Annotated in this window: 13 protein-coding genes; 8 read left to right on the top strand and 5 right to left on the bottom strand. The window is 61.9% G+C overall.

Features of this window, described 5'->3' with window-relative positions; translation table 11 throughout:
• Positions 1 to 29: 29 nt before the first annotated feature.
• Positions 30 to 443 carry an RT0821/Lpp0805 family surface protein gene (locus LPB73_RS03760; RefSeq protein ID WP_231079671.1) on the bottom strand — a complete coding sequence of 138 codons (414 nt, stop codon included), beginning with the start codon at positions 441 to 443 and terminating at the stop codon, positions 30 to 32.
• Positions 444 to 565: 122 nt separating this feature from the next.
• Here LPB73_RS03760 and pdxH point away from each other — a divergent pair, with 122 nt between their 5' ends.
• Together pdxH and LPB73_RS03750 are read left to right on the top strand one after the other, a co-directional pair.
• Positions 566 to 1216 carry a pyridoxamine 5'-phosphate oxidase gene (gene pdxH / locus LPB73_RS03755; RefSeq protein ID WP_231079670.1) on the top strand — a complete coding sequence of 217 codons (651 nt, stop codon included), beginning with the start codon at positions 566 to 568 and terminating at the stop codon, positions 1214 to 1216.
• A gap of 65 nt (positions 1217 to 1281) precedes the next feature.
• The gene (locus tag LPB73_RS03750) at positions 1282 to 2001 is read left to right on the top strand and encodes an SDR family NAD(P)-dependent oxidoreductase (RefSeq protein ID WP_089265492.1); all 720 of its coding nucleotides are present in this window, start codon (positions 1282 to 1284) and stop codon (positions 1999 to 2001) included.
• Positions 2002 to 3106: 1105 nt separating this feature from the next.
• Here the strand turns inward: LPB73_RS03750 and LPB73_RS03745 are convergent.
• Entirely contained in the window at positions 3107 to 4087 is a 981-nt protein-coding gene (locus LPB73_RS03745; RefSeq protein ID WP_231079669.1) for a magnesium transporter CorA family protein, read from the bottom strand.
• Between the two features lie 76 nt (positions 4088 to 4163).
• Between LPB73_RS03745 and LPB73_RS03740 the strand changes: the two genes are divergently transcribed.
• Together LPB73_RS03740 and LPB73_RS03735 are read left to right on the top strand one after the other, a co-directional pair.
• The gene (locus LPB73_RS03740) at positions 4164 to 4364 is read left to right on the top strand and encodes a hypothetical protein (protein ID WP_231079668.1); all 201 of its coding nucleotides are present in this window, start codon (positions 4164 to 4166) and stop codon (positions 4362 to 4364) included.
• Between the two features lie 163 nt (positions 4365 to 4527).
• Positions 4528 to 5214, top strand: coding sequence for a L,D-transpeptidase (locus tag LPB73_RS03735; protein WP_068734945.1), 687 nt, complete (start codon positions 4528 to 4530; stop codon positions 5212 to 5214).
• Positions 5215 to 5508: 294 nt separating this feature from the next.
• On the opposite strand, the gene LPB73_RS03730 is transcribed toward LPB73_RS03735, so the two are convergent.
• The gene (locus LPB73_RS03730) at positions 5509 to 6600 is read right to left on the bottom strand and encodes an extensin family protein (RefSeq protein ID WP_414716857.1); all 1092 of its coding nucleotides are present in this window, start codon (positions 6598 to 6600) and stop codon (positions 5509 to 5511) included.
• Positions 6601 to 6688: 88 nt separating this feature from the next.
• Here LPB73_RS03730 and LPB73_RS03725 point away from each other — a divergent pair, with 88 nt between their 5' ends.
• Entirely contained in the window at positions 6689 to 8317 is a 1629-nt protein-coding gene (locus tag LPB73_RS03725) for a fatty-acid--CoA ligase (RefSeq protein WP_231079667.1), read from the top strand.
• 89 nt (positions 8318 to 8406) lie between these two features.
• Complete coding sequence (locus LPB73_RS03720; RefSeq protein ID WP_120293285.1) at positions 8407 to 8757, top strand: endonuclease domain-containing protein; 351 nt, start codon at positions 8407 to 8409, stop codon at positions 8755 to 8757.
• 109 nt (positions 8758 to 8866) lie between these two features.
• Here the strand turns inward: LPB73_RS03720 and LPB73_RS03715 are convergent, their stop codons facing one another.
• Both LPB73_RS03715 and LPB73_RS03710 read right to left on the bottom strand, forming a co-directional pair.
• Positions 8867 to 9322 (bottom strand): GatB/YqeY domain-containing protein, encoded by a 456-nt coding sequence (locus LPB73_RS03715; protein ID WP_231079666.1) that lies wholly within the window; start codon positions 9320 to 9322, stop codon positions 8867 to 8869.
• A 142-nt stretch (positions 9323 to 9464) separates the two neighbouring features.
• Complete coding sequence (locus LPB73_RS03710; protein WP_349768801.1) at positions 9465 to 11090, bottom strand: glycosyltransferase family 39 protein; 1626 nt, start codon at positions 11088 to 11090, stop codon at positions 9465 to 9467.
• A 310-nt stretch (positions 11091 to 11400) separates the two neighbouring features.
• Between LPB73_RS03710 and carA the strand changes: the two genes are divergently transcribed.
• Together carA and LPB73_RS03700 are read left to right on the top strand one after the other, a co-directional pair.
• Positions 11401 to 12591 carry a glutamine-hydrolyzing carbamoyl-phosphate synthase small subunit gene (gene carA, locus LPB73_RS03705; RefSeq protein ID WP_231079665.1) on the top strand — a complete coding sequence of 397 codons (1191 nt, stop codon included), beginning with the start codon at positions 11401 to 11403 and terminating at the stop codon, positions 12589 to 12591.
• A 135-nt stretch (positions 12592 to 12726) separates the two neighbouring features.
• Positions 12727 to 13221 (top strand): PaaI family thioesterase, encoded by a 495-nt coding sequence (locus LPB73_RS03700; protein ID WP_231079664.1) that lies wholly within the window; start codon positions 12727 to 12729, stop codon positions 13219 to 13221.
• Positions 13222 to 13230: the final 9 nt, after the last annotated feature.

Raw genomic sequence — 13230 nt, 5'->3', positions numbered from 1 at the left:
CTCGGCCGCAAGCGGCCCGCCGGTGAAAACTAGCTCCGTTTCCACGGCTTCAGCGTATGCACGTCCCAGCTGCCGCGCTCACCCTTACAGGCCGCACCTTGCATCCAGCTTTCGCTGGTGCCGTTGACATAGCTGGCCAGAAAATCCCTGCAGGTGCGACCTTCCGCGACATAGGCACTGGACAGAGGCGTCACCGATCCGCGCGCGCCGGTCGACGGGTTTTCCCACGGCTGGCTGGAATCCTTGCTGCCCTTGGTGAGGACATCGGAGGCCGCAGTGCGCGTCAGGACCAGATCGGCTTCGGTGGGCTCGTAATTGGCGGCCTGGACCGATGCCGGCGAAATCGAGCCGGTGACATCGCCGCCCTCCATCCTGGCCAGCGCGGACTCGTTTCGGCCCATACTGCAACCACCGAGGGTGCTGCCGATAAGAATTGCTGTCAAAGCCGCACCGAGCGGGCAGATGGCCGATAGGCCAATGCGTTGCCGTATCCTATATAGGTCTTGCCTATGCAGGGGCAGCAGCGAGCTCTCTACAACAGGCCAACGCAAGCGGAACTCCGGACATGACCGACACGACCTCCCCCATCAAAGACTCAACTCCGTTAACGTCAGGTGATTTTACGGCCGCTGCGGAACCATTTGCGCTGTTTTCCGAGTGGTTTACCGAGGCGAAGGCGTCCGAACCCAACGATCCGAACGCGATGGCGCTGGCCACCGTCGATGCCGACGGCCTGCCGGACGTCCGCATGGTGCTGATGAAGGGCTATGACACCGACGGCTTCGTGTTCTACAGCCACATCGCCAGCCAGAAGGGCCAGGAGCTTGCCGCCAATCCCAAGGCCGCGCTGCTGTTTCACTGGAAGTCGCTGCGCCGGCAGGTCCGCATTCGCGGTCCGGTCACCCGCGTGACCGAAGCCGAGGCCGACGAGTATTTTGCGACCCGCCCCAAACAGGCGCAGATCGGCGCCTGGGCGAGCAAACAGTCGCAGCCGCTGGAAAGCCGCTTTGCGTTCGAACAGGCCATCGCCAAGGAAGGCGCCAAACACCTGATCGGCAGCGTGCCGCGTCCGCCAGGTTGGAGCGGATGGCGCATTACGCCACAGCGGTTCGAGTTCTGGCACGACCGCCCGTATCGCCTGCACGACCGCATCGAATTCCGCCGCGACACCGCGGCACCAGATACGTCCTGGACCAAGGTGAGACTGTATCCGTGAACGCCGACAACGAGACGAGAACCAGACCCGTGAGCCATCCAGGATCGAACGCGCCCAAGCGCACCATGCTGCTCACCGGCGCAAGCCGCGGCATCGGTCATGCCACCGTGATGCGCTTTTCAAGCGCCGGCTGGCGTGTGCTGACCTGTTCGCGGCATCCGTTTCCGGAAGTCTGCCCATGGGATGCCGGCCCCGAAGATCACATCCAGGTCGACCTCGCCGACCATGACGACACCGTCCGCGCCATCGACGACATCAAGGAACGGCTGAACGGCGGCGCGCTGCATGCGCTGGTGAACAATGCCGCCATCTCGCCGAAGGCCGAAGGCGGCGCGCGCATGGGCTCGATCGACACCGACGTTGCGACCTGGAGCCACGTCTTCAACGTCAACTTCTTCGCGCCGATCATGATGGCCCGCGGGCTGATCGAACAGTTGAAGGCGGCCAAAGGCTCGGTGGTGAACGTCACCTCGATCGCCGGCTCGCGCGTGCATCCGTTTGCCGGTGCGGCCTATGCCACATCGAAAGCGGCGCTGGCGTCGCTGACCCGCGAAATGGCGTCGGATTTCGGTCGCCTCGGCATCCGCGTCAACGCCATCGCGCCGGGCGAGATCGACACCTCGATCCTCTCGCCGGGCACGCAGACCATCGTCGATCAGCAGATCCCGCTGCATCGGCTCGGCACGCCCGACGAAGTCGCCAAGATCATCTATGTGCTGTGTACGGAAACGAGTTCATACGTGAACGGCGCCGAGATCCACATCAATGGCGGCCAGCACGTCTGATCAGCGGTAACGGGTGGGGAATAGTCATGCTGAGGACCGCGCCATTCTGGCGCTCCTCGAAAAGCGCGGGATTTTCTAGTCCGCGTAAAATTTCCGCGGCATCGGCGCAGCCGCGCTGATCCCCGCGCTGGAACAATCGTCTTCGGATTCGCCGTCCATCAACCCGGCACCACAATGCCGGCAGGTACGCGCAGACATCGCCTGCGCCCGACCGTTGGCCATGCGCGCCTGTTGATAGGACCTGAGATCGACGACGTTCCGTCCCGATGTTTCTGTTTTGTCAACCATTGCTGTCCTCATCGCTTCTGACAGCGTTATGACAGCAACCATTAGCGCAACCGTTCAGCGGAACGCTCGAATTTTACCGGATAAATTGTGGCGGGAATCGCGCGAAGCCTATGATCATTGGGCTTTTCGAACACGCATCATGAATGCGTTTTGATAGTTGGAAAAAGATTCAGACACCCGCGCCTTTATGATCCCGCGAGCGCATGCTCGGGGTTGTCTAAGCGGTGTCCCCTCCTGAAACATGAGGGGTGGCAGCGCGCCTGACGACGCGAAATGGTGGTAATTTTCGCGATCCGCTCCGCCGGAACGCCGGCAAGCTGCAACCGCGCAACGCCATCCGGCGCGCCACCGCGGCGATTTCTGTCCCCGGGACCGTTCTTCCGGGCAAAGGCGCAGAGCTCCGCACTCCGCTGATCCCGACGGTTTCCCGCCGTTCACCAATGCCACGTCCAGCCAGCATGAGTGGCAGACCCCCGTAGTGGGGTCGGACGGTGACCCAAGGCCTCCCGAGTGCGCGGGGTACGTCACCCCACACCCGCAGGCGCCGCATCCCTGTCCCACTTCAAGACGCCTCATGAAGCGCCCCTCGCGAACCGGATGAGCGGAGGATAATCCTTATAGGCATATTGTCAAGAGATGCAGGAAAAATGTTTGGGCGCTGCTATCCCTCATTTGTCATTCCGGGGCGCGCCCTTGCGCGAACCCGGAATCCATAACCACGATCGAACTTATGGATTCCGGGCCTGCACCCCACCGGCTTCGCCGGCGTGACGCATCCCGGAATGACAAATGAGAGGTTAGTGCCGCCCTACGTGCCCTACAGCCACTTCTTCCACTTGAAGAACATATAAGGCAGCACCGCGGCGAACAGCATCATGATCAGCGCCATGGGGTAACCGACATCCCATTGCAGTTCCGGCATCGCCTTGAAATTCATGCCATAGACCGAGGCGATCAATGTCGGCGGCATCAGCACGACGGCCATGACCGAGAACAGCTTGATGATGTTGTTCTGTTCGAGATTGACGACACCGAGCATCGCATCGAGCGTGAAGGTGATCTTGTTCGACAGATAGGAGGCGTGATCGGTCAGGGACACCACGTCGCGCTGCATGGTCTTGAGCTGCGCGCGCATGTCCTTCGACCACTTCACGCCTTCGGCTTCCGCCGTGATGAAGGTGACGACGCGGCCGATCGAGACGAGGCTTTCACGCACTTTCGAGGTCAGGTCGCCCTTGCGACCGATGGTGATGAGAATTTCGGAATAACGCTTGGCATGGCCGGTCCGCAGCGACTCATCCGGCTCGAAGATGTCGTGGCTGACCTGATCGACGTCGGCGCCGACGCGCTCGAGAATGTCGGCGCAGCGATCGATCACCGCGTCGAGCAGTTCAAGCAGGGTGGTTTCGCCATTGGCGCCGGCGGGCGCATTGCGGCCAAGCTTCAGTTCGACGGACGCGAACGGACGCGGTGTGTCGTAGCGCACCGTCACCAGCCGCTGCCGGGTGAGAATGAAGGTCACCGCCGTGATCCGCGGCGACTCCGTGTCGGAGCCGCACATCAAGCTGGCGGTCATGTAGCGGGCGCCGTTCTCGATATAGAGACGGCTGGAGATTTCGATCTCCTGCATGTCTTCGCGGGTCGGAATTTCCACCCCCGCCAGTTTCTCCACCGCCTTGTCTTCGGCCGGCGACGGCTTCACCATGTCGATCCACACCGCATTGTCCGGCAACGCTTCGAGATCGGTTGGCTCGGATTTTCTCAAGGCGTGGTCGGCAGGGGTGAAGACAGCGAGCATGGCAACTCCGGGACATTGAAAAGGCGGGACACTGCAATACGGACGATCCGGACAGAATCGGCAGGGGCGACCGACCATGACCGATGCGGATGCAGCCGTCATGACAGCCTTTGTGCGGCGCGCCAACCCCACCCGAACCCGGGAATTTTTCCCGCAAGATCGCGCGTTCCATGGTCTCGATCTGACAAAATTGTCACGCGCGCATCACGGCTTCGCGAGGCGTTGCGGTTCTGCACAGGATTTGGCCGGAGGGTCGAAAATTCTGCGGCAAATATGACACAGGTTGTGCGCTGCATGATGCGCAGCGCATCTAACCGCTGGAATTGCAGCGGATTTCAGCGATAGTAGCTTTAACGGAATCGTGGCGTTCGCAGGCTATTTTGGGTGCGTTTCCTTGCACCAGCCTGTTTCTTCGGACCTCACGCAATTGGAACAATGACATGTCGCCGCTCAAGATTAAGCTTGGTTTGATTGTCGCCGCCGGCCTGATGCTGTCGGGCTGCATGCAGACCGCCACGCAATTCCAGGCCGCTCCGGAAGCCAGCCTCAAGCCGAATGACAAGGCACAGCTCGCCAAGGCACGTTACGCCAAGGTTGCCGTCGCCGAGCCGTTCCGCCGCGCCATCGTCGACTTCCACCGCAAGGAAGCGCCGGGCTCGATCGTGGTCGATTCCGACAACCACTATCTCTATTTCGTCCAGGACGGCGGCAAGGCGATCCGCTACGGCGTGACCGTCGGCGAAGAAGCGCTGGCCTTCTCGGGCGTCGCGCGCGTCGGCAACATGGCCGAATGGCCGAAGTGGACCCCGACCAAGGACATTCACGCCCGCATCGAAGGCCTGCCGGCCCAGGTGCCCGGCGGCGTCGATAATCCGCTCGGTGCCCGCGCCCTCTATCTCTATCAGGGCAACAAGGACACGCTGTTCCGCATTCACGGCACCAATCAGCCGGAATATATCGGCGCCTCGATCTCGTCGGGCTGCATCCGCATGACCAACGAAGACGTCATCGACCTCTATAGCCGCGTCAAGCCCGGCGCTGTGGTCGTCGTGCTCGAGCCGAAGGCCGGCGACTCGCCGTATAATTCGAAGCTGGCCCTGCAGGGCGGCGGCGGAACGCCATACTGAGCTGAGGTTTTATGAGATTGGAAAAAGCGCCGGTTGATCCGGCGCTTTTTTTGTTGGGTGGATAGATTCTCTGTTGAGCGCAAATGTTTCGCGCCGCGGCTGACGGTCTCCCTCCCCCTTGCGGGGTCTGGCGGACGAAGTCGTCCGCTGTAGTCGGCCGAGCGAAGCGATGCGCAGCATCGACGAAGCGGAGGCCGGGGTGGGGGTGCCACAAGCGACGCTCTCACGTGGGGCACCCCCACCCGACCGGCCTTCGGCCGGCCCCCTCCCCGCAAGGGGGAGGGATAAACAAAATCACCGCAAAAAGCTGAACGGCGATGGCGGCGCGCGGCGCTTCTTCGGCTTGGGTTTTGGCTTCGGCTTGGGCTGTTCTTGTGGAGGCGCGGCTTCTGCTTCGGGCTCCGGTTCGGGCTCTGTCGCAGCCGGTCGAGCCGCCGCAGGCTCTGCAGGCTTTGCCGTCTCAGGCTTCGCCTCCCCTGGTTTGCCTTCCGCCACTTCGCGCGGCGGTGCTTCGTCCGGGCGCACGGCCGGCATCAGCGGCGCGATGCGCGGCCACTCGTCCCAGACGTCCCATTGGCAGATGCGGTAGTTGCCGCGCCGCTCGGCGATATCGAGATGGATATGATCCTCGTGATAGCCGTCGGAGCCCGGCCCCAGCACGGTGGTGAACCGCGTACAGACCGAATGCAGCACGGCCTCGCGCTGCTCGCGCGGCGTGTTGCGCTCGGTCAGTGCGATCGAGCGGCCATTGGCGAGTTTCAGCCCGCGCACATCCAGCGCATTGGCGCGGCCATGCTCTGACAGTTTCGCCCCGACGACACGGTTGCGACCACGGCAATCGAAGGAGTCGAAATTATCGAGCTCAAGAAGCTTGGTGCCGAGGCTGGTCGCGAGCGGTGCCATGTCGGCGCGGATCCATTCGGCCACCGCCGTTGCCATGGCGCAGCGCATAGTTCCCGCCGGCTTCAGCGGCACGCGCGTCTTGTCCGGCAGCACGACCGCTTCCAGCCGCACCATGTCGGGTCCGCCGCAGGCGCCCGGCCCCTTGATGTCGGGAATACTCGGCGCAACAGCGATGGCATCCGTGAGCGCCAAGCGGCAGGCTGAAGGCGGCGGCGGCTCCGGCGGACGCGCTTCCGCAGCAGGCTTCTCAGGCTCAGCGGGTTGCTCCGATCTCGCAGGCTCCTCACCGGGCTTTTGCGCCGGCTCGATCGCCGGCGCTTCTGCCGGGCGGGGCTTTGGCAGCGGCACACGCGATGTCGTCAGATAGGCCTGCGCCGGCGCGGCAACCAGCAGCAACGCCAGAACCACCCCAATTGTCCTTTGGTCGCAGCCGGATAGGCCAAAAGTCCATTTCCGGGCCGCTTTCCCCGCGCTAAACTTCATGCCAAGACCTAAAGCAAGAAGAGGGTCGAAGTTCCCCGGCAACGATCGGGGAGCCGGCGCGCCAATCACAAGACGGAGGAACGATCAAATGCGTGGCTTGATGCAAGACTGGCCTTTGCTGTGTCATCGGATCATCGATCATGCGGCCCAAGTCCACGGCGAGCGCGAGGTCGTGACCAGATCAGTCGAAGGTCCCATCCACCGCACTAATTACGCCGAAATTCGTACCCGTGCCCTGAAGGTCGCGCAGCGTCTCGACCGCGAGGGCATCAAGATGGGCGACCGCGTCGCCACCATCGCGTGGAACACGTGGCGGCACCTGGAAACGTGGTACGGCATCATGGGCATCGGCGCCATCTGCCACACCGTCAATCCACGTCTATTCCCGGATCAGATCGCGTGGATCATCAACCATGCGCAAGATCGCATCGTGATGACCGACCTCACCTTCGTCCCGATCCTCGAGAAACTCGCCGACCAGCTGCCATCAGTCGAGCGCTACATCATCTACACCGACAAGGCGCACATGCCGCAGACCACGCTGAAAAACGCCGTGGCCTATGAGGACTGGATCGCGGAGGTCGACGGCAACTTCAAATGGAAGGAGTTCGACGAGAACACCGCAGCGGCGATGTGCTACACATCGGGAACGACAGGCGATCCGAAGGGCGTGCTGTATTCGCACCGCTCCAACGTGATGCATGCGCTGATGGCCAATACCGGTGACTCGCTCGGTGCCAATGCCGCGGACACCATGCTGCCGGTAGTCCCGCTATTCCATGCCAATAGCTGGGGCATCGCGTTTTCCGCGCCGTCGATGGGCACCAAGCTCGTACTGCCGGGCGCCAAGATGGACGGCGCCTCGATCTACGAATTGCTCTCGACCGAGAAGGTGACGCATACCGCCGGCGTGCCGACGGTATGGCTGATGCTCCTCAACTACATGTCGCAGAACAATCTGAAACTGCCTGACCTGCGCATGGTGGTGTGCGGCGGCTCGGCGATGCCGCGCTCGATGATCAAGGCCTTCGTCGATATGGGCATCAGTGCACGTCATGCATGGGGCATGACCGAAATGAGCCCGATCGGCACGCTGGCTGCGTTGAAGCCGCCCTTCGACCAACTCGAAGGCGACGAGCGGCTGGATATCCTGCAGACCCAGGGCTATCCGCCATTCGGCGTCGAGATGAAAATCACCGACGACGCCGGCAAGAGCCTGCCCTGGGACGGCAAGACCTTCGGCCGTCTCAAGGTGCGCGGCCCGTCAGTGTCGCGCGCCTATTTCCGTGTCGAGGACGAGATCCTCGACGATGAAGGCTATTTCGACACCGGCGACGTCGCGACCATCGACGCCCATGGCTATATGCGGATCACCGACCGCTCCAAGGACGTCATCAAGTCCGGCGGCGAATGGATCTCGTCGATCGATCTGGAAAACCTTGCCGTCGGTCATCCGCAGGTGGCGGAAGCCGCGGTCATCGGCGTCTATCATCCGAAGTGGGACGAGCGCCCGCTGCTGATCGTGCAGCTCAAGCAGGACCAGACCGCAACGCGCGAAGACATCCTGAAATACATGGATGGCAAGATCGCCAAGTGGTGGATGCCGGACGACGTCGTGTTCGTCGATGCGATCCCGCACACGGCCACCGGCAAGATCCTGAAGACCGCGCTGCGCGATCAGTTCAAGACCTACAGCCTACCGACGGCGGCGGCTTAGCTGACAAGAGCGACAGCGTTCCTAACCTCTCCCCGCCCTTCGCGGGGAGAGGTCGACCGGCGAAGCCGGTCGGGTGAGGGGCATGGCACATGCGTGGCCACATTCGCATCACCAACAGATCGCGCGAATTACGCGCCAACTCCACCGACGCCGAAACGAAACTGTGGAATCGTCTGCGCAACAGGCAGATTGCCGGCTGCAAATTCATTCGCCAAGAGCCGATCGGGCGATATATCTGCGACTTCGTTTGTCGGGAGAAGATGATCGTTATCGAGGTCGATGGCGGGCAGCATCTGGAGTCGCAACGGGACGCCATGCGCGATCGATATCTGCGCGAGCAAGGTTATTGCGTGCTTCGCTTCTGGAACAACGATGTGCTGTCAAATATCGAAGGCGTGCTGTCGCTCATCGATGAGGAATTGCGCAAGACCTCGGATTGATCCGAACCGATAGACTGCGTGCGTTGAAGCAGCGTGCTTGGCCCCTCACCCGCGCGCCAGGTGCGCGCGACCTCTCCCCGCAAAGGGCGGGGAGAGGTTAAAGAGAGCCTCAGCCGTTCAGTGCGGCCTTGACCAGACCGCTGGCCTTGCCGAAGTCCATCTGGCCGGCATATTTGGCTTTCAGCGCAGCGATCACCTTGCCCATGTCTTTCATGCCGGCCGCACCCGTCGCTGCGATCTCGGCTGCGATGGCGGACTTGGTCTCGTCCTCCGACATCTGCTGCGGCAGATAGGCGGAGATGATCGCGATTTCCTCGCGCTCCTGGGCCGCGAGTTCGCCGCGGCCGCCCTTGTCATAGAGCTCGACGGATTCCTGGCGTTGCTTGATCATCTTCTGCAGTAGGCTCAACAGGTCGGCATCCGACAGCGGCGGCTTGCTCTGGCCGCGCGCTTCGATATCGGCATTCTTGATGGTCGAATTGACCATGCGAAGCGTCGAAAGCTTGCGCTCGTCCTTGGCCCGCATGGCGTCCTTGACGGCGTTGTTGATGTCATCGCGCAGCATCTGCGTCTCCTCTTGCGGCCGCCAATCGCAGCGCCGGAACTCGGTTGGCCCCGATCTAAGCGTTTTAAGGGGTATGCACAACTGCACCCGCCAATTCTCGGGGACGCCGCCCAGAGCTGTTGCCCGAACCTACTGCCCAAACCTATTGCCGATGGCTGGAGCTGAAATCCTCCACGCCTGCGGACAGCGGCCCGGGCGCATTGGCCCCAGCGACGTAGGGCAGAACCATCAACGCCGATATGGTGGCCGGAATACCGGCCTGGCCCCATAGCCGGGGCTGAACCTCGAAATCAAACCTGACGTGCCGCGGCTCGAGCATCGCGACCTTGCCCATCCACATCAGGCAATCGCTATCTGTCGCAAAGCACATCGAAGCCCACCCCTTCTGCAGCGTCGTCGCGCGCGGCATGCCCCAAGTGTACTGGAACTGGAACGGGCGGCTGTAGACGGGATGGTCAGGGCTGTAAAAGGCCGTCGCGAATGCCAGCCCGTCGTCGCCACTGATCCGCGGCATCGGCCGGCCTGTCATCTGGTGCCACCGGTCCGTCAGCTCTTGAGCGGCCAGCCGATAGTAAGTCCGCTCGTTAGGATTGATGCTATTGCGGTAAATCGCATGGATCGGAGCAGCCACAATGGTTGCGATGATGGCGATGCCGGCGACGAACACCACCATATTGACCACATACAGGCGTTCGAGCGTGAAGCGGGCGCCGCAAACGATCAAAACGGCAGGCAGGAACAAACCCTGGAGCGCCCATAGCGAAGGCATGTCGGTGCCAAGCGTGACGGTAGTCATAACGGGCAGCAGCACCGTGCCGATGAACACCCAGAACAGCAGCAACAACCCCGGACCCATGGCACGGAAATCGGCCGAAAAGTACTTCAGGCGCAGCTCGGCCGATAAAACCCAGACAATGGCCGGGAGCGCCAGCGTCGCCGCGAGACCGAGCAAAAACATGCTGGCTTCGATGAGTGACTGACCAAAGTCGATGCCGCCGTGAACCTGTATGGCATAGGCGAACGGCGCAGCACCGGTCATCACGAGCCAATGGATGTGCGGCCCAAGGGCAATGAGCCCGGCAAGTGTCGAGACCCACGGTGCCCAGGACCTGAAATAGACCGCCCGCTGCGGATGCACGATCGCTGCCAGCGCGAAGCTGGCGATCAGGAAGATCGAATAATATTTGCCGAGCATCGCCAGCGCGGACAGGACGCCGGCGGCGGCAGCCCAGCCGATAGCGCGCGTTTCAAAGGAGCGCAGGAAGCAATAGGTCGCCAGCGGCCAGACCGCGAGCAGCACCGTGTTCGCGTTGAAGCGCTGGGCATGGAACTGGTAGGCCGGAAGCAGCATCAGCAGCAGCAGCACGACGGCTCGCGAATCGCCGCGCACGAAGCGGCGTGCAATCAGATCGACAGCCCAGAGCGCCACCGCGGCATTGGTCATCGACAGCAACTGGAACGACCAGTCGGTCAGCGGGAAAATCAGCGTCCACAGCCGCGCGACCCAGCCCATCAAGGGCGGATGTTTGGGATTACCCCATGCGAATTCGCGCCCAAGCGTCCAGGTTTCCAGCGCATCCGCATGTAGATCGCCGCTCTGATAGGCGATCACCAGAAACAGCAGCCAGATTCCCGCGAAGCCGACGATCAGCACAGGAATCGTCCAGCCCTTCTCGATCCCATCGAGGAAGGTCAGAAAAGGCCTGCGCCATCGCGCAGGCGCGACGGCCGAGCGCGCGGCCATCTTGGCGAAATAGTCCAACTGCACTGAAATATCCGGAAATACGGGAAGTCGTAGCTTGCTACCGGCGAAAGTGAGTTCCGGCAAGCATCCGTAATTATAATTAGTTGATTTTACATCTCATTCTGCAAATTACGCGCTATCGGCGTGCAGGTTTCGCCGGACAACCGGAACACCACAATTCTGCCAGATAAGATGTTATTCCTTAATGAAGCTCTGTCCGGGCCCGTTGATCGGGCAAAGCGCCGATTGCTAACCCTGCCAGGCCATGGTTGACGTGTGAATCCGGCCTTTCCGGCTTTGACGGCGGCGGATGCGCGGACTATGTAGTCCCCTCATGACCCCCTCAGAAACATCTTCAGCCTGGCCGGACCACAAACCGACCGCGCTCCTCGTGCTCGCCGATGGCACCGTGCTGGAGGGCTTCGGCCTCGGCGCGGAAGGCCAGGCCGTGGGCGAAGTCTGCTTCAACACGGCGATGACCGGATATGAGGAAATCCTCACCGATCCATCCTATGCCGGGCAGCTGATCACCTTCACCTTCCCGCATATCGGCAATGTCGGCACCAACGACGAGGATATCGAGACGGTGAACATGGCGGCGACGCCAGGCGCCCGCGGCGTGATCCTGCGCTCGGCGATCACCGACCCGTCGAATTACCGCTCTTCCCGGCATCTCGACGCCTGGCTGAAGGCGCGCGGCATCATCGGCATTTCCGGCATCGACACCCGCGCCCTGACCGCGCTGATCCGTAACAAGGGCATGCCCAATGCGGTGCTTGTGCACGCGAAGGACGGCCAATTCGATCTGCACGGCCTGAAGGAAGAAGCGCGCGAATGGCCCGGCCTCGAAGGCATGGACCTGGTGCCGATGGTGACATCCGCCCAGCGCTTCACCTGGGACGAGACTCCCTGGGAATGGGAAAAGGGCTTCGGCCGCCAGACCAATCCTGAATTCAACGTTGTCGCCATCGATTACGGCATCAAGCGCAACATTCTACGCCTGCTGGCAGGCGAAGGCTGCAAGGTCACGGTCGTTCCGGCCACGACCTCGGCAGAAGAGATCATGGCGCTGAAGCCGGACGGCGTGTTCCTGTCGAATGGTCCCGGCGATCCCGCCGAGACCGGCAAATATGCCGTGCCCGTCATCAAGCAGGTGATCAATTCCGGCGTGCCCACATTTGGCATCTGCCTCGGTCACCAGATGCTCGGCCTTGCCGTGGGCGCCAAGACCAAGAAGATGCATCAGGGCCATCACGGTGCCAATCATCCGGTCAAGGACGAGACCACCGGCAAGGTGGAAATTACCTCGATGAACCACGGCTTTGCGGTGGATGAAGCGACATTGCCCAAGGGCGCAACGCAGACCCACATCTCGCTGTTCGACGGATCCAATTGCGGCATCCAGCTCGACGGCAAGCCGGTGTTCTCGGTGCAGTATCACCCGGAGGCTTCCCCCGGTCCGCGCGACTCGCATTATTTGTTCAAGCGGTTCGCGGATCTGATGCGGGCGAACAAGGCGTCGTAGCTCTCATTTCAGTTTGCGGAATCAAGACGCCATGGCCGGGATCATCCCGGCCATTTTCGTCCTGGACGCAGAGAAGATGACACACGGCGCCACCTTTTGTATGATGATCATCATCAAAATTGCCGGGAATGATCCATGACCGACGCACCCACACCCCGTTACGACGTCGTGCCCACCAGCCTGATGGCCTCGATGCCCGGGCTCGATTTCGTGCGCAAGATCTTCTCCGGCGAGTTGCCGCAACCGCCGATCATGGAGAATGTCGAGCCGTTCGACTCGACCGCAAAACCTGGCGTTGTCGTGTTTCACAGCGTCCCCGGCTTCCGGCACTACAATCCGATCGGCTCGGTACATGGCGGCTACGCGGCGATCCTGCTGGATTCGGCGATGGGCCTCGCCGTGCACACCATGTTGCCTGTCGGCACCGGCTACACCACTCTGGAATTCAAGATCAGCTTCATCCGCGGGATGAGCAAGGATTCTGGCGCCGTTCGCACCGAAGGCAAGACGCTGAATGTCGGCCGCCGCGCGGCAACAGCGGAAGCGCGCATCACGGATTCCAAGGGCCGACTCATCGCCCATGCCACCACGACGTGTCTGGTGTTCGAGATACCGAAGGAAACGACCTGACCTGGAGCC

It is taken from the genome of Tardiphaga sp. 37S4 (assembly GCF_021044645.1).
GTDB lineage: Bacteria > Pseudomonadota > Alphaproteobacteria > Rhizobiales > Xanthobacteraceae > Tardiphaga > Tardiphaga robiniae.
Note: the sequence above shows the minus strand (reverse complement) of the source record. Positions and strands in the feature narration are given on the sequence as shown.

What these genes read in the sequence shown, in the direction of transcription:
- LPB73_RS03720 (WP_120293285.1), top strand. Translation starts at nt 8,407, where the DNA reads ATGCGTGGCCACATTCGCATCACCAACAGATCGCGCGAATTACGCGCC.
- LPB73_RS03700 (WP_231079664.1), top strand. Translation starts at nt 12,727, where the DNA reads ATGACCGACGCACCCACACCCCGTTACGACGTCGTGCCCACCAGCCTG.
- LPB73_RS03740 (WP_231079668.1), top strand. Translation starts at nt 4,164, where the DNA reads ATGACCGATGCGGATGCAGCCGTCATGACAGCCTTTGTGCGGCGCGCC.
- LPB73_RS03735 (WP_068734945.1), top strand. Translation starts at nt 4,528, where the DNA reads ATGTCGCCGCTCAAGATTAAGCTTGGTTTGATTGTCGCCGCCGGCCTG.
- LPB73_RS03715 (WP_231079666.1), bottom strand. Translation starts at nt 9,322, where the DNA reads ATGCTGCGCGATGACATCAACAACGCCGTCAAGGACGCCATGCGGGCC.
- pdxH (WP_231079670.1), top strand. Translation starts at nt 566, where the DNA reads ATGACCGACACGACCTCCCCCATCAAAGACTCAACTCCGTTAACGTCA.
- LPB73_RS03725 (WP_231079667.1), top strand. Translation starts at nt 6,689, where the DNA reads ATGCGTGGCTTGATGCAAGACTGGCCTTTGCTGTGTCATCGGATCATC.
- carA (WP_231079665.1), top strand. Translation starts at nt 11,401, where the DNA reads ATGACCCCCTCAGAAACATCTTCAGCCTGGCCGGACCACAAACCGACC.
- LPB73_RS03745 (WP_231079669.1), bottom strand. Translation starts at nt 4,087, where the DNA reads ATGCTCGCTGTCTTCACCCCTGCCGACCACGCCTTGAGAAAATCCGAG.
- LPB73_RS03750 (WP_089265492.1), top strand. Translation starts at nt 1,282, where the DNA reads ATGCTGCTCACCGGCGCAAGCCGCGGCATCGGTCATGCCACCGTGATG.
- LPB73_RS03730 (WP_414716857.1), bottom strand. Translation starts at nt 6,600, where the DNA reads ATGAAGTTTAGCGCGGGGAAAGCGGCCCGGAAATGGACTTTTGGCCTA.